Here is an 18,659-nt window from a genome sequence, read left to right as displayed (position 1 = left end):
GTGTTGTTGTTCACACTTTTATGTTTTCGTTAATGTAGTACATTATTTTCTAATGTAAAACACGACTAAAGTGCCATTAAATCAATGGCCCATATATTAGGTAATGGACATATGAAACGAGGCAGCCTTACCTCTAAAATTTTGGGTTTAATGTTAGTACTGATTTTGCTTTCTAGCAGCTTGGCCATCTTCGCAATCATCAATTTGTCTTACAGTTTAGGCGATGCAAAGGCCATCAACGCCTCGGGTTCACTGCGGATGCAAAGTTATCGGCTGATGTTTTATGCCAATTCGGGCAGTGACGCCGCCCAAGAGAAGATTGCCGAGTTTGAAAACACCTTGCACTCCGAGGCATTGCAACCTTCCACAGGATGGCTTAGCCCGAAAAAGCTCGCCGATCAGTATCAGCTCGTTATCGATAAATGGCTGGTGATGAAGTACTACATTGAGCAGGAAAACTCCCGCGATTACGCCGCCTCGCTCAAGGACTTTGTCGATACCATTGATTTATTGGTGTTAGAAATGGAGCACCACGCCGCCTTTAAGCTGCGCCTGCTTGCCGCGAGCCAGATTTTTGGACTCGGGTTAATGCTCGCCATCGCCTTTTTAGCGGTACGTTTTACCAAGCGAAAAGTCGTAGTGCCCTTACAGCAGTTAATGGAATCGGCCAACACCATTTCGAAAGGCAACTTCGAGATAGAAATGCCCGAGACCGAATATATTGAGCTCACCGCCCTAACCCACGCGCTACAAAAAACCGCCCGCGAGCTCGCGACCCTGTATGGCAACTTAGAATCCCAAGTCGCCGAAAAGACCCTAGCGCTCACTAGGGCAAATAATGAACTCGCGTTTTTATACGATAACCTATTGACGCTTAACGCGAATAAGCTCGACTACAAGGCGCTTAGAGCAGCGTTAAATCAATTAAAAGATTATGAGTCTATCGACTATTTACGGCTTATCATCCAATACCCAGAGCAGGAACTCGAAGTCGTTGAAGCCGATGGTGGTTGGCCAGAAGATCCCCCAAACAGTACCCGCTTCCCACTGCAATTTGAGCAGGCCGACTTAGGTTACTTAGAGCTTATTTCAGCGCAGGATACGAATACGCCACTGTTTAAAAACTTCGCCATCATGCTCACTCGTTCCATCGTTATCCATAACGCCACCGAGCAACGCCAGCAACTGGCCTTGATGGAGGAACGCGGAGTGATTGCCAGGGAATTACACGACTCCCTCGGTCAGGTACTGTCCTTCCTCAAAATCCAAATTAGCTTGCTGCGCAAAAACTTAGATCATAGTTGCCGCAGCCCTGCTATCGAGGGACAACTGACGGAAATCAATGAAGGTGTCAGTACAGCCTATGTACAGCTCAGAGAGTTATTATCCACCTTCAGATTAACCATCAAAGAACCGAATCTGAAGAACGCGATGGAAGCCATGCTAGAACAGCTTAGGGCCAATACCGATATCAAAATCCATCTCGATTACAAACTCTCGCCCCAATGGCTCGAGGCGAAGCAGCATATTCATATTCTGCAGATCACCCGCGAGGCCACACTCAACGCGATAAAACATGCCAATGCCAGCCAGATCAATATTCGCTGTTATAAAGATGACAATGGCATGGTCAATATCAGTGTGAGCGATAACGGCATAGGAATTGGCTATCTAAAGGAGCGGGATCAACACTTTGGCATAGGGATCATGCACGAGCGTGCCAGTAAATTAGCCGGTACTGTTGTATTTAGTAGCAATGATACGCACACTAATAGCAAGGGAATTACCGAACAACTAGACCAAGAACAACCGGATGTGCCCTTAGCGTCTAATAACAAATCCAATTTGTCACAGGGAACCAAAGTTACTTTAATCTTCCCTTCCCAACAGGAGCCTACACATGGGTAAACCTTATTCAGTCCTTGTGGTCGATGACCATCCCCTCCTACGTAAAGGGATCTGCCAACTGATCGCCTCCGATCCGGATTTTAGTCTCTTCGGCGAAGTCGGCGGTGGCTTAGACGCCTTAAGCGCCGTTGCCACCGATGAGCCCGATATTGTACTGCTCGATCTGAATATGAAGGGAATGACAGGACTCGATACCCTCAATGCCATGCGCCAGGAAGGCGTCACCTCACGGATAGTGATCCTCACAGTGTCAGATGCCAAACAAGATGTTATTCGACTGCTACGCGCGGGCGCCGATGGATATTTGCTGAAAGATACCGAGCCGGATCTGCTGCTCGATAAGCTCAAAAATGCCATGTTGGGCCACAGAGTGATCAGCGATGAGGTCGAAGAATATCTGTACGAGCTTAAAAATGCCGCCGATGAGCAGGAATGGATTTCAAGCCTCACGCCAAGGGAGCTACAGATCCTGCAACAGCTGGCGGAAGGGTTAAGTAACCGAATGATTTCAGAGCACTTACATATCAGTGAAGGCACGGTAAAAGTACACGTGAAAAACCTGCTGCGTAAGGCCAATGCCAAGTCGAGAACCGAAATGGCGGTAAGGTATCTGAATAACTAACGCTTCAAATCGAGTGATTCAGCACTAAGCTAAAAAACAAAGGCAATCAATCGATTGCCTTTGTTGTCTGTAGGAAAAGAAATTTGTATTATCGCCCTTTTTGCACAAACTCATACCAACTTAGCAATGCTTCCTCTAAGTCTTCTAAGCCGCAATAGGCTTCCGATTCCGCATCGTAGAGGGACATCGACTCCTCGAGTTCATACTCTTGCTCAAACCCTAAGGCATTGGCATAAATGCGCGCCTGCTCTTCATCCAGATCTAGGGTGAGATCGCCGCCGATTAACCGCCAAGAGTCACGCTTACCCGCTTGAATTTCTTTGATAATATCGAGCACTTGTTGAATTTTGGCTAACTCTGGCCCCAACTCTTCCGAAAACCATTGGCCCAGCACTTCATGGTCCATACTAAAGCTGGCTAAATAAGTGCCCGTCAAACTGTTACGCCGAAATTCATATTCCATTTTATCTTCTCAATGCATTACAACTATGGCTAATTTTAATCTATTTCATCGTAACTTGCTTGGCCAGCAATTTAGTCCCACCAAGGGCTGCAATTGTCAGCACAATCGTCGCCTAGACTTCATTTTCACAACGAAATCAGTTAGCTTGGGTCCATGATTTAGCAAGAGATGGAGTGCGATATGCACGATGGATTTATCTACAGCTTAGTGCTTAGCGGCGCGCGCGCGGGGTCAACCTTAACCCCAGAAGAGCTTGAGAACTGGGATCCCAAGGATGGGCTGATCTGGATACACCTACGTTATCGCCACAAAAAAGCCCGCCACTGGGTATTAAATAGCGGCTTGAATAAAGTCGAAAGCGACGCCCTGCTCGCTCAGGATACCCGTCCGCGGGCAGTACTGGCTGGTGAAGGCGTTTTGCTGGCCCTGCGCGGGGTAAACTTAAACCCCAATTCAGCCCCAGAAGACATGGTCGCTGTGCGTATTTACGCGGATAAACAGCGGATTATCTCTACCTGCGATCGTGAGCTGCTCTCAGTCAAAGATGTTGCCGAACTCATCATGGAAGGCGCAGGTCCCACCACCACGGGGGACTTTATCGTCGCCGTTTGCGAAAGACTCACCACCCGTAAAGTGGATTTTATCGACACCCTCGAAGAGCAACTGTCTGAGTTAGAGGAACAAGTAGTCTCTGGCAATGTGAAAGATTTACGCACAGATATCGCCGAGTTACGCAGGCAAACCGTGGCTCTGCGCCGTTATCTAGGCCCGCAGAAAGAAGCTTACGCTAAGATGCTGTCCGATCAGTTTGTCCTATTTAACGAGCCCGAAAGACTCAAGATGCGTGAAACCACGGACAAACTGATCCGCACCATTGAAGACTTAGACGCCCTGCGTGACCGAGCCAATGTGACCCAGGAAGAATTACTCAGCCAACAATCGGAGCAGCTAAACAAGCGCTTGTATTTCTTATCCTTAGTCTCGGCAATCTTCTTACCGCTAGGCTTTTTAACTGGCTTGCTTGGGGTGAATATTGGCGGCATTCCCGGTGCGGATAACACTTGGGCCTTTGCGACCTTCTGCGGCATTCTTATCTCGCTGGTCGCCCTGCAAATGGCACTCTTCTATCGCTTTAAGTGGTTGTAGATTGGAATAAAAAACGCCAATCACATGATTGGCGTTTTGTTTTGTGGATTGCTGTTACTGCGGCAACTCAAATAGATTCGTCATGACTTTATACAGCTCAGTGCCTTGATGCACTGACGCCGAGGCAAAATGGAGTATGGGCACACAATCCTGCGGCAAACTTAGCGCCGTCAGTTCCTGCTCGCTGCCATATAAGTCAAGGCGCAGCAGATTGACTAAGGTCTCACCCGCCGCCAGAGGCTCTCCCACGGGCGCCACATATTCCACCAATCCCGCCATAGGCGCATGGTACTTTTTGTAATCCTTAAGATAACAGCCAAGACGCGGCATCTTTGCGGGCGCAACTCGCTCGGCGATCACCCCTCGATGGCTCAAATAGGCCAAAATGCCCTTGGCATCGACTAAAGCATCCTCAAGGCAGATGCGTTCTTGGCTCGCCAGTTCCAAGGTAAAGGCTGAAACGGCAATCCCGAGATCTCGCCCTTGTGCTTTAGCTACTTCACTCAATTGCCACCAAGGGCAAAATGCCGCTTCATCCATAGCGCCGCCAAAACTATTGGGGATCACTAAGGTGTAAGGAATCGAGAAATACTGTGCCGCTGCAAGGTCATATTCAGGACAATACAAGTGTTTACATGATTTAGGCCCGGTATGCAGATCCAATACTATATCCGCCTCGTGGGCCATGGCCTGCAAGTTAACCGCTAATCTGTGGCCCGTGGTCACGCCCCACTCATTGCGTAAACGCTGTTGACACGCCTCGACTAAGGTGCTGCGGTAAGCTTGGATAAGCGCACTATCGCTCAGCTCAGCATGTTCACGGTACCAAGCGGCTAAATCAATTGAGTGATTTAAGTACTCGCGGTTCCAGTTTGCTCCTGTGATAGGGTCAAAACGCCCCAGCGTAAACTCACCGCTCTTTTGATTGATCCCCAGCGGATTCGCCAAGGGCACTAAGGTAATTTCCCCTAAGATATCGCAGCGTTCGAGCTGCTTCATCAATTGAAAAATCACCGCATTGCCCTGCACCTCGGCGCCGTGGACATTGGCCTGAATATACACTTTAGGGCCAGCGGCATGGCCACTTGGCTTAAAGTGGTAAATCGGCAGGGTGAGTGCTTGCCCTGCGGCAAGCTCCCCAATGGTTAAAGACGATGCAGTCGGTTGCATATTACACGCCTTCGAACAGGTTTTCGTGCAGCGCTTTAACCACTTGCGCCGCTTCAGATTCGGCAACCAATACGCACAAGTTATGCGGGCTGGCGCCTTGACAGATCATACGCACATTGTGGGGTTCGAGCACTTCAAACACCCGGCGGCAAATGCCCGCTGTGGTGGCAATGCGGTTACCGATAATCGCCACCAGTGCTAAACCATCTTCAACACGCACGCGGCAATGCTGTGATAATTCCTGCAACAGCGCTTCGCTCAATAGCCCCTGGCCGCTCGAATCAGAGCCAGTTTTATCTAGGGTAAGCGATACGTTAACTTCGGAGGTGGTGATCAAGTCCACACTGATCTTATGTCTTGCCAAGGTGGCAAAGGTTTCAGCCAAGAAGCCCTGAGCATGCAGCATTTGCAGGCTGTGTAAATTGAGTAGCGTTTGGTCGCGGCGCAACGCAACCGCGCGAAACACGGGCGCATCTTCAACCTGATGACGGATCCAAGTGCCGCCCTTTTCAGGCTCCTTACTTGAGCCGACAAACACTTGAATTTGTTGGCGCACCGCAGGCAGAATCGTCGCAGGGTGCAGCACTTTAGCACCGAAAGTCGCCATTTCGGCGGCTTCGTTAAAACTGATTTCGGCTATAGGATGGGCGTTTGGCGCAAGGCGTGGATCAGTTGTGTAAATCCCGGCCACATCGGTCCAAATCTCAACCGCGGAGGCTTTTAAAGCTTCGGCTAACAGTGCCGCAGAATAGTCGCTACCGCCACGGCCAAGCGTGGTGGTTTGTCCCGCCTCATCGGAACCAATAAAGCCTTGAGTCACAATCACTTGTTCAGATAACAGCGGCAGTAAATGCTCACGTGAGAGAGAGGCAATTTGCTCAACCTGTGGTTCGGCGCGGCCAAAATGGCTGTCGGTGCGCAGCACACGGCGCACATCGAAGGCACTCGAGTTAGCGCCTTTTTCCCGCAATACCGCCGCAAATAATGCCGACGAACACTGCTCGCCAAGGGACAATAACTCATCCATGGTGGCCTTGCTGCGCTGGGATGCTAGCGCTTCGCTCAATACAGCCATACGGCTTAACAGCTTGTCCAATACCGCAGCTACATCGTTGGGGCGACCCAGTTTATCTAAGATAGCGTATTGAATTTGCGCGATTTGCTTTAAGCGCTGTAAACGACCATCGTCGTTCATCGACTCTTGAGTGAGCTCAACCAAAAGGTTAGTCACGCCACTGGAGGCGCTAACCACCACTAAACGGCAATCGGGATTGCCCAGTACGATATCGGCGCAGCGATTCATTGCACCGTAATCGGCGACTGAGGTACCACCAAATTTTGCGACAACAAGAGACATTATCGTACCTCCGCAGAAGCAGAAGACACGGCACAAACTAGGATAAGATATTGATTAACTAACATGATTACGCTCCGAACCAACTTCGTTCGAAGAGCCTGGTGCTCAATGATACGCACCCCAATAGAAGGGAAACAGCAATCGTCACCAGAAGCTCTCCACCAATTACAGGTGACAATCGTTAGGATTCAGCCTAAGCGACCGACATAAACATGCAGCAACCACATCTATGCCTCGGCGTTAATCTCCCTCATCAATCATCGCTGGAGTTTGTGCTCCTCTGACTGACTACCTAGTTAACGCTCCTCTTCTGTTCCTTTCCGCCGGAAAGGGACGAAAAAAGTAGCAATAAACCCCTAATGAAGTCAATGCTAATTTCACATCGCATAAACAAATTCAATAAACGCTTTTAAAAACAATGAGCAATTTAGCGGTAAAGCCAAAGCAAAAAATGGCGGTGAGGTATTGAACAGACATTCAAAGGATTAAAAAAGAAGTGACCGAGCCTTGCCCTTTACAGGCAAAGCCGGATAAGAAAATAGCAAAAAACGCTCGCAGTTAGGTCGCTAGATCGGGCAGTTCGTAAACCAAACGCACGTGATCATTAAACAGGCCTAAACACACTTCATCATGCCCGGCTAAGGTGCAAGGCACTAAACTCACCTCACCCTTTTCCACCATATAGATGGCATATTGATTAAACTTTTTCCCTAACTGCAGCGCCATGCTTCTATCGACAAACACCGCCCAGCTCTTTTCCATATGGGATAAATCTGGCGATGCGCCCACCATTGCACGATAGGGGCTGCCGATTAATTCAATATCACGGAGAAGTTGGCGGTCGAGTAAACGGTTTTGGCTGGGACTGAGGCGAGTTGAAGCGGGATTATGGGCGGTAATTACAGCAAAGGAAAAATCACAGGATAATGCTTGAGTAAGCAAAAACAACGGCTTCTGGTAATGCTGCCACAAATCTTGAGTCATGTTGTCCATTGGTAGTCTAGTCGAAAAATGAACCCGAGTTAGTGTAGCAGAGCGCCTCCAAAATCCAAAGAGGCGTGAACTAGGTCACAAGAATTAAAAATACATTAGTTATACTAATCAATGACTAAAGTAAATATCATGGTAAATCAGGGCCTCATCCAGAAATTTGTTAACATTTCATTTGTTAACAAATGCCTAAAACGAGTACAATGACGCCATTGGCTAGTTGAGCAGATAACATTAAGTTTGCTTAATCTTGACAAGGGTTTGTTAGATTCCTCTGTGAAATCACCCAAGGCTAGCCAGACATCTTTTAAAATGTGTTCTACATTTGAGTTATCATTTAAACATTTTAAAAAAAACAATAGTTAAGGAACTATTTATAACTATTGCTTATCGAAGTTGATACTGGTTACGTTTTATCGTATTACACTTTAAACGTGCACTTTATATACATCCTGATGTGTCGCCGTAAAGATCTTTCCTTTGAAGCACAGAGCAGTTAGAGGAAGTATCAACATTTTATGAATATAAGGATCCGATGTAAGCGGTCCTTATGGTTAGAATAAAATTGGTTAAAATTTAGGTAATTAATATGCAAAATCCGCACATTCTGATCGTTGAAGATGAAGCCGTTACCCGTAACACGCTGAGAAGTATTTTCGAGGCAGAAGGGTATGTGGTAACTGAGGCCAATGATGGCGCAGAAATGCATAAGGCTATGCAGGAAAACAAAATTAACCTAGTGGTTATGGACATTAACCTACCAGGTAAAAACGGTCTGTTGTTGGCACGTGAATTACGTGAAATCAACAACATCGGTCTGATCTTCCTGACAGGCCGTGACAACGAAGTCGACAAAATCCTTGGACTTGAAATTGGCGCGGACGATTATATTACCAAGCCGTTCAACCCACGTGAATTGACGATTCGTGCTCGCAACCTTCTGACTCGTGTGAATAGCGCTGGTAACGAAGTCGAAGAAAAGAGCTCTGTCGAATACTACCGTTTCAACGATTGGAGCCTAGAGATCAACAGCCGTTCTCTGGTGAGCCCGCAGGGTGAATCTTACAAACTGCCACGTAGCGAATTCCGCGCTATGCTGCACTTTGTTGAAAACCCAGGCAAAATCTTAACTCGTGCCGATCTGCTGATGAAGATGACTGGCCGTGAGTTAAAGCCACACGATCGTACTGTTGACGTGACTATCCGTCGTATCCGTAAGCACTTCGAAAGCTTGCCAGATACGCCAGAAATCATCGCAACGATCCACGGTGAAGGCTACCGTTTCTGCGGTAACTTAGAAGACTAATCTTCTCAGTCCGTTTGAATAATAAAAACCAGATCCTCGGATCTGGTTTTTTATCTCTGCAATTTGGCCAATCCTCTGCCCTGCTTTATCCCAATCAATAAACCTAAGCTTGAAAGGCCAAGCTTAAATAGCCATCGCAAACTTTAAGCGTATCAATTGGAATGGAGCAGTTACTCACGACTAAGTGCTCTCCACAGCCTAAATTCAGCTGTTAGCTAAGGTGTTAGCTAAGGTATTAGCCAAATACCGCGTAAAAAAAGAGTGAGGTGTTAACCTCACTCTTGGATAACTGCATGCGCTAGATTAACTGCATACACTTGGTTAAATAGCACTATGCTCTAGGCTACTTTCCGCTTTTAAGCTGTCTATCGAGGAAATCCGCCAGCGAGCGATATAAGTGATTACGCACTTTCTCACCGCGCATCGAATGCTTTGAACCAGGATAATCAATCATCTGGAACAGTTTGCCTTCGTCCTGCAGCGCCTTATACACGCGAGTGCTGTTTTCAAACAATACGTTGTCGTCAGCCATGCCGTGGTACATCAACAGCCCCGACTGGTAGTTTTTCACATAGGGGAACACGCTACTGGCTTCGTAACCCTGTTCATTATTCGCGGGATGGGCGAGATAACGCTCGGTGTAGTGAGTGTCGTACAAGCGCCAATCAGTGACGGGCGCGCCCGAAATCGCCGCCTTAAAGTAATCCGGCGCCTTAAACAGGCTCATCAAGGCCATATAACCGCCGTAGCTGTGGCCATAAATCGCCACATTATTGCTATCGACAAAGGGCAAGCTGCGCAGATAATCGACGCCAACCTTTTGGTCATTCACTTCCGCTTCGCCCAAGTGACGGTAAATCACTTGCTCGAACTGGGTGCCTCTGTGGGCGCTGCCGCGGTTATCCAGTTGAAATACCACATAACCTTGCTGCACTAAGTATTGGGTAAAGTAATCCTGCTCACTCCAGCTATTAGTCACCAATTGTGCATGCGGGCCGCCATAAACACGTACGACTACCGGATACTTTTTGCTCGCATCGAAGGGCACAGGTTTAAAGAGGCGCGTTTGCAAGACTTGTCCGTCTTCCGCCTTGAGTTCTTTAAACTCTGGCAATTGCCACAGGCCAGCATAGTCATACAGAGGATGGCCCGCTTTGACTTGGTTCTGCTCTACCCACGCCAAATGTTGGCCCTTATCGCCGTGCAAACTGATCTGGGGTGGCTGAGATAAGCTATTGAAATAATCCAGATACACGCTTTGACTATCGGCAAATACCGGATTGTGCATCCCCGCCTCGCTGCTCACACGCTCAATCTTGCCGCCCACTAACGGCACACGGTAGAGGTGTTTTTCGATAGGGGTATCTTTGCGGCCTGTGAAATACACCCAACCTGCGGTTTCATCAATATATTCCAGCTCATCGACCGCCCAATTGCCCTTGGTCAGTTGCGTCTTCAGCTTACCTTTTAGGTCAAACAAATAAAGATGATTAAAGCCGTCACGCTCCGAGGCCCAAACAAAAGCCGATTGCTGCTTTAAGAAGTGCAGGTCGTTGTTAAGATTCACCCAAGCATCGCTACGTTCTTTGACTAAGGTTTTCGGCTTGGTCAGCGCATCGAGAGCCACCAGTTGCAGGTCTAAGTTTTGTTGATCACGGCTCTGCCACTGGAAGGATAAATGCTTGCTATCGGGCAACCAATCGACGCGAGGCAGGTAAATATCCTTATTTTTATCTTCACTTAAGGTCACCCAATTGATTGCTTTATTGCTTAACGTCACAACACCCAGTTGGATCTCAACATTGTTTTTGCCCGCCCCCGGATAACGCTGCTCGGTAAGCTTAATGCCATCAGCATAGATTTCATTGCGGGTGACCAACTCAACGCCAGACTCATCGATGCGGGTAAAGGCGATGGCCGACTCATCGGGCGCCCACCAGTAACCCGTCATGCGATCCATTTCTTCCTGGGCGACAAATTCCGCCATGGCATTTTTAATCGCACCGCCACCATCTGTGGTCATGGCCTCAAGCTTTTTAGTTGCTAAATTGAGCACATACAGATTTTGGTCCCGCACGAAGGACACGAAATTCCCCTTGGGCGATAGGCGCGCATCGGTGGCAAAGCCCTCACCTATCGGCAGTTGGCTGACGCTGTTATCCGCTAAGGAAAAGTAATACAGATTACCCGAGGCAGGGATCAACAGCGCCTTGCTATCGTCCGCCCAGAAATATTCCATAATGCCTTCGCCATAAATACGTTGACGCTCGCGGCGGGCCTTTTCTTCATCGGATAACTCATTGCTCGCCAGCTTATCGGCGTTTAGCAACAGGCTAGATTCGCCCGTCTTCACGTCCATCTGCCAGAGATCGTAAAAGTTTTGGTTGTCTTTACGTCCCGCAAGGTAGGTCACCCTTTGACCATCGGGGGATAACTTTAATCCACGGGGACTCGTGCCCGCCAAGGCAGGCGACGCATTCATGCGCTCGATAGTCAGCGGCGTTGTGCCGCCTTCAAGCGCATAGGCGGGGGTCAATATCGCGCTAGAAACCATGGCCAGTTGACTCGCTATCAGTAGGGATGAGGCGCCCAATGTCACCGAGCGCAGGGAAGAAGCTAACCCATTTTTAGTCATTATTATTCCTTGGAAGCATACTCGCCTTGAGGTGGCGATGAAAAACTGCCGTCATTGTGCCAAGGCAAAGCCTAAATAAAAAGCGCAGGCAATATACAGATACAAATTAGCTGGCGAACTCCCGAAGTTCGCTTAATTTTCACGATAACCCACTCAGCCTGACACAAAGGGATAACCCTCTTGGGTTAATTTGATTAAAACCCACAGCAACATCGCTGAAATTGTCGACTAACTGAGTTATTATTCGCGGCAAATAATGAAATTGACCTCAATGTTGAACCCCTAAAGGACCTAACATGCAGACTCTTGCCCAGCACTTAACCTCAAAGGCAGTGAACGAATCCCTCTCGCAACTGATTTTGACCTTAGCCGACACCTCCAAAGCCATCAGCCATGCCGTGCGCCACGGTGCCTTAGCCGGTGTGTTAGGCGCGACCGAACAGGAAAACGTGCAAGGTGAAACCCAGAAAAAACTGGATATCATCACCAACGATATGCTCAAAGATGCATTAAAAGCCGACGGAACAGTGCGCGGCTTAGCCTCTGAGGAAGAAGATCATGTGGTTGAAGTCAGCACCAATGGTCAATATCTGGTGTGTTTCGACCCCTTAGATGGTTCATCGAATATCGATATCAACTCGCTGGTCGGCACAATTTTCTCTGTTTTACCTGCACCACAGGGTGAGTTAACTGAAACAAGCTTTTTGCAATCGGGTCGCAATCAGTTAGCCGCAGGTTATGTGCTCTACGGCCCATCAACTATGCTCGCCCTCACCACAGGTCAAGGCGTGCAACTCTTTACCCTGCACCCAGAAACTAACGAATTTTTACTGACCAACGCGGCCATGAGCATCAGCCCAGACACACAAGAGTTCGCCATCAACATGTCGAACCAACGTTTTTGGGAAGCGCCAATGCAGACCTATATCGCCGATTTACTGCTAGGCAAAATTGGCCCACGCGAAAAATCCTTCAACATGCGCTGGATTGCCGCCATGGTGGGTGACGTGCACCGCGTACTTTCTCGCGGCGGTATTTTTACTTATCCAACCGACAATAAAGATCCGAAAAAGCCATACAAGCTGCGTTTAATGTACGAAGCCAACCCAATGGCCTTATTAGTCGAGCAAGCTGGCGGTAAAGCCTCTACGGGTTATGAAACCATTTTAGATATTCAACCGACACAAATTCACCAACGTGTTGCGGTTATCCTAGGTAGCGCCAATGAAGTGGACGCTTGCCTAAGCTACCATGGTTTGGATTACAGTGAAGAACCCAGCCTAGACTAAGCCGAATCGCTTAGATTTTGATTTTTATGATAAAAGCCACTGACCACAGTGGCTTTTTTGTTGTCGCGGAATGCGACATTCATTTTAAAATGCGGCCTTACGGCTAAGAAAGTTTAACGTCGTGGGTCTTCAACCCACACCCGACCAAGAGGGGATCAACAGCAATTCCCTCTTGGATCTCCCTTGCCGCCCCTAGCGAAGTTACATGCATTGAATACTGGCTTCGTGCTTATTCGAAAATCGCTAACGCTTCCGATGGTACATCCTGTACCCCGAAAGCTAACTCGGCATCCATGCCTCGCTCACGCTATTTTCTTCAACGCCCATCAGCAACTTCGCAGGGGGAGGGGCACTCCTGTCACTACTGTATAGTCTGTAAATCCAGAAAAAATTGTACCTGTCCGATCTTTCATACTTGTTATGGGCACTTTTCGCCATGTCTATCATAGGGATAAGACTGGAGTTCGGTGCAAGTACTACCATAACAGCTAACAATAAAGTTTATGCATCGGCCACCGCCTTTATACATAAAAGAGAAGTCAGCAATATCTCTATTTTGAGAAATTGAAACTTCTAGATTTTCATTCAGAAGGTTGTGACCATTTAGATATTTAATCACGGTAGCCGTAGCTCGATCTCGCATTTCAGGCGTCAATTCTTGAGGCTCATTTGAGCACCCAAATATGAAAAATATACTGGAGAGTAAAAGGCCTACTCGATTCATAATGTGCCTATAACGCCGCCAACAGCGGCCGAGCGTAGAGAGGTCCAGCCCCATAGTGGCGATGCTGCTTGGCCTTGTTATCACGCGCATACTCTTTTGCAATCGTTCCGAGATCATCTAGATAATTCTTATATTTTTCGTTATCCATAAGACTCATAACAGTGTATTACCCGCACTTCTAATAAAACCCAAACCGTATAGAGTTGAGCATTGAAATGAAAAGAGAAAATAATTCAATCATGCCAACAAGTTAGCATCAACCCAATTATGCTATCAATATTTTTCATTCAAAAAAATCGGAGAAGATCGGACATGCATAACTCTTTTGGAATTAACAGCCAACGCAGAGTTCACAGAAGTTCCCCCTCCCCTCGGAGTTGCCGCAGGACGAATAGACAAATTGCGTGAGTCTCGCCATGGATGGCGAGCTAGCTTTCGCAGGTGCAGGGACGCATCCTTCGGAAGCGATAGCAAATTTGTCGATGAGCACAAGGGGCTTTCAACTCCGTTGAGGGCGGCAAGGGAGATCCAAGAGGGAATTGCTGTTGATCCCCTCTTGGTCGGATGTGGGGTGAAGCCCCACGACTTTGACCTACCTCGGCCGTAAGGCCGCAAAACTAACTGGCAACACAAAGATTTTGCTGAATCTTCCAACGACGTTCCATGAGTGGAATCGAAAACCCATAACATGCCACCACAATCAAAGGTTGAAGCTGAAAACTCAACTCAGGCCACAACATAAAGGCAACCACGCAAGCCACAGTGCGCACAATTGCATGCACAATCGCCACCTTTTGCGCCGCTAACACGCCGAAAACCAACCACATTAATCCTGTTTGCACAGCAAGGACGAAGGGCAAGGCTAAATAGTTTTCCATAAAAAAGGGAATACTGATGCTGAAGGTTAAAAAGCTCATCCCCACCGCAGCCAGAAACACTGTCTCAAACCAATTACGCTCAGTGCTTTTCTTGAAGGAGATATTCTCGCCCGTAAGACGTGAAACCCCCATAGCAAGATAGACAATAGAACCCGTGCCGATAAACGTTGCCATCACCATTTGCGATGCTGGAAGCATAAAACTCAAGATAAACAATAGCCCCCAGACCATCATGCCAGATAAGGGCATAGCTAAAGCACGTTTTTGGCGGTATTCGATAAGTTGTTGATCCAGTGATTGATGTTGCATGATTAAGCCTCCTTGTTGGTATGGCTTAAGTATCTCTGCATCCGCTAAATCACGGCAGTGTGAGTTGTCAGCAGTTACGGATGACAAATGTCATCAATGGCAAATTTCTTAGGAAAATGAGAAGGAAGAATGGCACAGGCATAACTCTTTTGGGATTAGCAGCCAACAGCGAACCCACAGGAGTTCACCTCCCCTCGGAGTTGCCGTAGGGCATTTACGTTCGTTGCGTGAGCGAGGCATCAAAAAACAGCACAAGCATAACTTTTCACTCAATGGTTACACCAAAACTGGCATTGTTGCACCAGTGACCTTCTAAAACAGGGATGTTTTAGTAGAGCTTACAGGGACGTATTTACAGCGAGTCACTGGTGTAACAGTGCGAAAGCCTGCGGCAGGCAATGAGTTAATGCTTTAGCCAGAAGCCGCAAGGGAGAAGATGGGATAGTTAACCCCACTAACCTAACTGACCTCGGCTGTAAGGCCGCAAAACCAAATCAGCTAAGCCCGCAACTAGGACTTAGCTGCATATACCTCACGCCTTTGCGATTGGCCGATAGCGCGGCGTTAACCCAGTATGTTATTGTTTTGGCTTCATAGATTCGATTATCAAGCTTTAACCACTAAGGGTTCACTCCATATGGAACAAATATTTGAAAGGCTAATGTACGCATCACGCTGGATTATGGCGCCCATCTACTTGGGGCTGAGTCTAGTGTTGTTGGGTTTAGGCATTAAATTCTTCCAAGAGATCTTCCATATTTTGCCAATTATTTTTGAGATGACCGAAGTGGATCTGGTGCTGGTCACCCTGTCCTTGATTGATATCACCCTAGTGGGTGGTCTGATTGTGATGGTGATGTTTTCTGGCTATGAGAATTTTGTCTCGCAGCTGGATGTCGGCGAAGACAGTGAGAAGCTCAGCTGGTTGGGTAAATTAGATTCTGGTTCACTGAAAAACAAAGTGGCCGCATCCATTGTGGCGATTTCGTCTATCCACCTGCTAAAAATCTTTATGGATGTAAAGAATATCGATAACGACAAAATCATGTGGTACTTGCTTATCCATATCACCTTTGTGCTGTCGGCCTTTGCCATGGGTTACTTGGATAAACTGACGCGTAAGTAATGCGGCATCGCCCGTAGGCGCCTGCGCTGTTTAAGTATCTGTGCTGTTTAAATGTGAATGCTAAACGGCATTCATCCAACCTGTGCCAAACAATGGCCGATGACCTAAGATTAAATCAAGCCACTGATAATAGTGGCTTTTTTATTTTCTGAATAAAAAATGTACCTCGCACTTTGGTATTAATTTAAGCTATCCTGCATAACCTCATGTTTAAATTGAAATTATTGCTTGAGATAATAGCCCGAGTCTTAACCTAAACGGCGCTTGATACCAAAGGCTAAGCATTTGAATCAAATTCAAGACTAAATAGCCCCAAAGGGTTATTCAAACGTGTCAAAATTCTTTATAATCGCCAACATTTTGACAAAGAGCTATACATCATCATCGGTATTCGTCCGCACAATTAACAAGGTAGTAAAGTGAAAACACAGTTACTGGCCCTCATGCTTGTCAGTCATTTAGGCTACGCATATGCCAAGGAAGATTTAGCCACAACCTTAGATATCGCAGAGCCCGCCCCTAAGAGCCATAGTATCGACTTTATCGATAAAGGCCTCAAACTGAGCTTAAGCTGCTCCGTAGGCGAAACCCAACCCATGTTAAACGTGACTATGGGCGAATCCTTTGCATTTGGTAGCGATCCGAGCGTGTTGATAATTCGCAGCGACAAGCAGCACAGTGTGAAATTTCGCGGCACCGCGACCTTGATGAACTTTACCAGTCTGCCAAAGGCGGATGACGATCTATGGCAGGCATTGGCTGAACTACAGACCCAAGAATTAAGCCTTGAGGCGGTTTCGTTTCGCTCAAGTAAATATACTAGCTCAACCTTAGTGGCCGTGGGATTTAGTGAAGCGGTCAGCCAGCTAAAACAGCAGTGTAGCCAGTAAGGCCATGATACAAAAAAGCCACTGTTATCAGTGGCTTTTTTAGTTATGCGGTTTAATACTCGCGATCGGCCAGCTCGACTTGATGGGCCTTTTCGGTTTGATCGACTATGGTCAACACCGCCGTATCCCCCACCACGTTGCAGGAGGTCAGCACCATGTCGATGATGCGATCCAGTGCGGCCACAATCGCAAAGGCTTCAATCGGCAGACCCATTTGATGGATTAACACCCCAATCATCACCATACCGCCACCGGGTACACCACCCGCGCCAACGGATAATAAAAAGATACTAAACAGCAGCGATGGTAATTGCTCGCTGGTGATTGGCATACCGAAGGCATTGGCGACAAAGAAAATCGCAATCGTGATATAAATCGCCACGCCGCCCATATTCATGGTCGCCCCGAGTGGCACACCAAAGCCTGCCACGGCGCGGTTAACCCCAAGTTTTTCCGTTAGGGTGCGCATAGTCACAGGAATCGTGGCATTAGAGCTGGCAGTAGACAGGGAAAACAGCACTTGCTCTTGGGTTTTCTCGCGAAAGCTCTTGGCCGAAATCGGTGTGAAGAATCCCACCGCCAGCGGATAGACCACAAAAATCCACAGTAATAACAGCGCCAGAATGATCACGACATATTCGAGCACACTGATAAATACCGCCGCATCTAAGGTGGCGCCTAACTTAAACATCAGCGCAAACACGCCATAAGGCGCAAGACTCATCACCACAGAAATCAGTTTCATCATGATTTTATTGGCGGTTTGAAAACCTTGTACCGCGCCAGCCACATGCTCGCCGAGGGATTTAATCACCCCGCCCAGCATCAGTGCCATAAAGATCACTTGCAGCATATTGCCCGACATAAAAGCCGCCACCGGGTTACGCGGCACTATATCAATCAGCAGCGCCATCAAGCTGGGGAGTTCGGTCGCGGTAATGGCCACACCATCGGTGCTGCTCATATCGACGCCTTTACCTGGGTCGAGCAATAGCACCACTAACAGGGCGGTTGAGATCGCGACTAGGGTATTAACGATGTAAAAGCCGAAGGTTTTGCCGCCAAGGCGGCCAAAGCTTTTTAAGTCCTGCAGCTCACACACGCCGCAAACGATACTGACAAACACTAGAGGCACGACCAACATCATGATCATATTGACGAACATAGTGCCGACGCCGCCAGCCAGTTCAACTAAATTGCCAGAAAAGAAGCCAATATCGTTTAGAAAATATTGCACTAAGGTGCCAAGAATGAGTCCCGCAAACAGACCGATAAAGATCCGTGTCGAAAGTGATTTAATCATGCTTATGGTTTCCCCAAATAGCTCATCTTTTATTCTTCATCTTCCTTGATGAGCAAAATCGCCATTCCCTTTTCGGTTCAGGCGGGGATAGTGAAACATGCTGGCAGTAAATTCAATGAATAAATTTACTTATTTCATTTTCAATTAAGCCAAACTCATCACAAAAATTTTGTATTTAGCTGATTTTTATTAAAAATAAAATTATCGATTAATAATCACGCTATTAAAGTGCAAGTTAAAAAATCAAAATTTAAACAGTATTCAAACCAAATAAACACAATTGAACGATTCAGCTTGAATAACGCTAGATTTAAAAACCAAATAAATATTTTAATTAGAATTAAAAACTACACATTATGATATTTACAGAGAGATGGGGAAGGATAACGACTAACAATATGCCAGTGGCACTAGCTCAAGCCGATGTGCCAGCAGGTGCTGCTGTTTAATGCTAATACGTTGCAGAGTTAACCAAAGGCTTAATTGCCGCCAATTTTTTAAGTCGGCTGAAGGTAAAGATTAAACTAACGAGACTTAGTGATG

General features: G+C 47.3%; 15 protein-coding genes and 1 riboswitch. Of the genes, 7 read left to right on the top strand and 8 right to left on the bottom strand.

The annotated features are described in order from the left end of the window. Positions 1–111 precede the first annotated feature (111 nt). Positions 112–1,908, top strand: coding sequence for a nitrate/nitrite two-component system sensor histidine kinase NarQ (gene narQ, locus K0H59_RS03320; RefSeq protein ID WP_220054660.1), 1,797 nt, complete (start codon positions 112–114; stop codon positions 1,906–1,908). Further along, positions 1,901–2,530, top strand: a complete 630-nt coding sequence (locus K0H59_RS03315; RefSeq protein ID WP_011621455.1) for a response regulator — start codon at positions 1,901–1,903, stop codon at positions 2,528–2,530. The genes narQ and K0H59_RS03315 overlap by 8 nt, the downstream gene beginning before the upstream one ends. 88 nt (positions 2,531–2,618) lie before the next feature. Here K0H59_RS03315 and K0H59_RS03310 read toward each other — a convergent pair whose 3' ends face one another. Then, entirely contained in the window at positions 2,619–2,993 is a 375-nt protein-coding gene (locus K0H59_RS03310) for a YacL family protein (RefSeq protein ID WP_011715834.1), read from the bottom strand. A 180-nt stretch (positions 2,994–3,173) separates the two neighbouring features. Here K0H59_RS03310 and K0H59_RS03305 point away from each other — a divergent pair, with 180 nt between their 5' ends. Beyond that, a complete protein-coding gene (locus K0H59_RS03305) occupies positions 3,174–4,139 on the top strand; it encodes a zinc transporter ZntB (protein WP_220054659.1) in 966 nt (321 codons plus the stop codon). Between the two features lie 54 nt (positions 4,140–4,193). Here the strand turns inward: K0H59_RS03305 and K0H59_RS03300 are convergent, their stop codons facing one another. From K0H59_RS03300 to K0H59_RS03290, 3 genes are all read right to left on the bottom strand, one after another. Next, entirely contained in the window at positions 4,194–5,309 is a 1,116-nt protein-coding gene (locus K0H59_RS03300; RefSeq protein WP_220054658.1) for a succinylglutamate desuccinylase/aspartoacylase family protein, read from the bottom strand. Position 5,310: 1 nt separating this feature from the next. Next, the gene (gene lysC / locus K0H59_RS03295) at positions 5,311–6,666 is read right to left on the bottom strand and encodes a lysine-sensitive aspartokinase 3 (protein WP_220054657.1); all 1,356 of its coding nucleotides are present in this window, start codon (positions 6,664–6,666) and stop codon (positions 5,311–5,313) included. Between the two features lie 143 nt (positions 6,667–6,809). Then, a riboswitch (Lysine riboswitch) is annotated at positions 6,810–6,984 on the bottom strand. Between the two features lie 240 nt (positions 6,985–7,224). Beyond that, positions 7,225–7,659 (bottom strand): DUF3293 domain-containing protein, encoded by a 435-nt coding sequence (locus tag K0H59_RS03290; RefSeq protein WP_220054656.1) that lies wholly within the window; start codon positions 7,657–7,659, stop codon positions 7,225–7,227. Positions 7,660–8,245: 586 nt separating this feature from the next. Between K0H59_RS03290 and arcA the strand changes: the two genes are divergently transcribed. Next, entirely contained in the window at positions 8,246–8,962 is a 717-nt protein-coding gene (arcA, locus tag K0H59_RS03285) for a two-component system response regulator ArcA (protein ID WP_007644695.1), read from the top strand. Between the two features lie 343 nt (positions 8,963–9,305). On the opposite strand, the gene K0H59_RS03280 is transcribed toward arcA, so the two are convergent. Further along, the gene (locus K0H59_RS03280) at positions 9,306–11,597 is read right to left on the bottom strand and encodes a S9 family peptidase (RefSeq protein WP_220054655.1); all 2,292 of its coding nucleotides are present in this window, start codon (positions 11,595–11,597) and stop codon (positions 9,306–9,308) included. A 296-nt stretch (positions 11,598–11,893) separates the two neighbouring features. On the opposite strand from K0H59_RS03280, the gene K0H59_RS03275 reads away from it, so the two are divergent. Continuing rightward, entirely contained in the window at positions 11,894–12,886 is a 993-nt protein-coding gene (locus K0H59_RS03275; RefSeq protein ID WP_220054654.1) for a class 1 fructose-bisphosphatase, read from the top strand. A 731-nt stretch (positions 12,887–13,617) separates the two neighbouring features. Here the strand turns inward: K0H59_RS03275 and K0H59_RS03270 are convergent. Beyond that, a complete protein-coding gene (locus K0H59_RS03270; protein WP_220054653.1) occupies positions 13,618–13,758 on the bottom strand; it encodes a hypothetical protein in 141 nt (46 codons plus the stop codon). A 469-nt stretch (positions 13,759–14,227) separates the two neighbouring features. Further along, entirely contained in the window at positions 14,228–14,797 is a 570-nt protein-coding gene (locus K0H59_RS03265) for a DUF7010 family protein (protein WP_220054652.1), read from the bottom strand. Between the two features lie 637 nt (positions 14,798–15,434). Here K0H59_RS03265 and K0H59_RS03260 point away from each other — a divergent pair. Both K0H59_RS03260 and K0H59_RS03255 read left to right on the top strand, forming a co-directional pair. Then, positions 15,435–15,923 carry a TIGR00645 family protein gene (locus tag K0H59_RS03260; protein WP_220054651.1) on the top strand — a complete coding sequence of 163 codons (489 nt, stop codon included), beginning with the start codon at positions 15,435–15,437 and terminating at the stop codon, positions 15,921–15,923. A gap of 419 nt (positions 15,924–16,342) precedes the next feature. Continuing rightward, entirely contained in the window at positions 16,343–16,813 is a 471-nt protein-coding gene (locus tag K0H59_RS03255; protein ID WP_220054650.1) for a hypothetical protein, read from the top strand. Positions 16,814–16,865: 52 nt separating this feature from the next. Here the strand turns inward: K0H59_RS03255 and K0H59_RS03250 are convergent, their stop codons facing one another. Then, complete coding sequence (locus tag K0H59_RS03250) at positions 16,866–18,116, bottom strand: dicarboxylate/amino acid:cation symporter (protein WP_220054649.1); 1,251 nt, start codon at positions 18,114–18,116, stop codon at positions 16,866–16,868. Between the last annotated feature and the right edge of the window lie 543 nt (positions 18,117–18,659).

It is taken from the genome of Shewanella sp. FJAT-51649 (assembly GCF_019457435.1).
Taxonomy (GTDB): domain Bacteria; phylum Pseudomonadota; class Gammaproteobacteria; order Enterobacterales; family Shewanellaceae; genus Shewanella; species Shewanella mangrovisoli.
Note: the sequence above shows the minus strand (reverse complement) of the source record. Positions and strands in the feature narration are given on the sequence as shown.

Bases quoted from the DNA above. Each gene is read 5' to 3' on its own strand.
- K0H59_RS03275 (WP_220054654.1), top strand. From the start codon at position 11,894: ATGCAGACTCTTGCCCAGCACTTAACCTCAAAGGCAGTGAACGAATCC.
- K0H59_RS03250 (WP_220054649.1), bottom strand. From the start codon at position 18,116: ATGATTAAATCACTTTCGACACGGATCTTTATCGGTCTGTTTGCGGGA.
- K0H59_RS03310 (WP_011715834.1), bottom strand. From the start codon at position 2,993: ATGGAATATGAATTTCGGCGTAACAGTTTGACGGGCACTTATTTAGCC.
- K0H59_RS03305 (WP_220054659.1), top strand. From the start codon at position 3,174: ATGCACGATGGATTTATCTACAGCTTAGTGCTTAGCGGCGCGCGCGCG.
- K0H59_RS03315 (WP_011621455.1), top strand. From the start codon at position 1,901: ATGGGTAAACCTTATTCAGTCCTTGTGGTCGATGACCATCCCCTCCTA.
- K0H59_RS03265 (WP_220054652.1), bottom strand. From the start codon at position 14,797: ATGCAACATCAATCACTGGATCAACAACTTATCGAATACCGCCAAAAA.
- K0H59_RS03270 (WP_220054653.1), bottom strand. From the start codon at position 13,758: ATGGATAACGAAAAATATAAGAATTATCTAGATGATCTCGGAACGATT.
- lysC (WP_220054657.1), bottom strand. From the start codon at position 6,666: ATGTCTCTTGTTGTCGCAAAATTTGGTGGTACCTCAGTCGCCGATTAC.
- narQ (WP_220054660.1), top strand. From the start codon at position 112: ATGAAACGAGGCAGCCTTACCTCTAAAATTTTGGGTTTAATGTTAGTA.
- K0H59_RS03280 (WP_220054655.1), bottom strand. From the start codon at position 11,597: ATGACTAAAAATGGGTTAGCTTCTTCCCTGCGCTCGGTGACATTGGGC.
- K0H59_RS03290 (WP_220054656.1), bottom strand. From the start codon at position 7,659: ATGGACAACATGACTCAAGATTTGTGGCAGCATTACCAGAAGCCGTTG.
- K0H59_RS03260 (WP_220054651.1), top strand. From the start codon at position 15,435: ATGGAACAAATATTTGAAAGGCTAATGTACGCATCACGCTGGATTATG.
- K0H59_RS03300 (WP_220054658.1), bottom strand. From the start codon at position 5,309: ATGCAACCGACTGCATCGTCTTTAACCATTGGGGAGCTTGCCGCAGGG.
- arcA (WP_007644695.1), top strand. From the start codon at position 8,246: ATGCAAAATCCGCACATTCTGATCGTTGAAGATGAAGCCGTTACCCGT.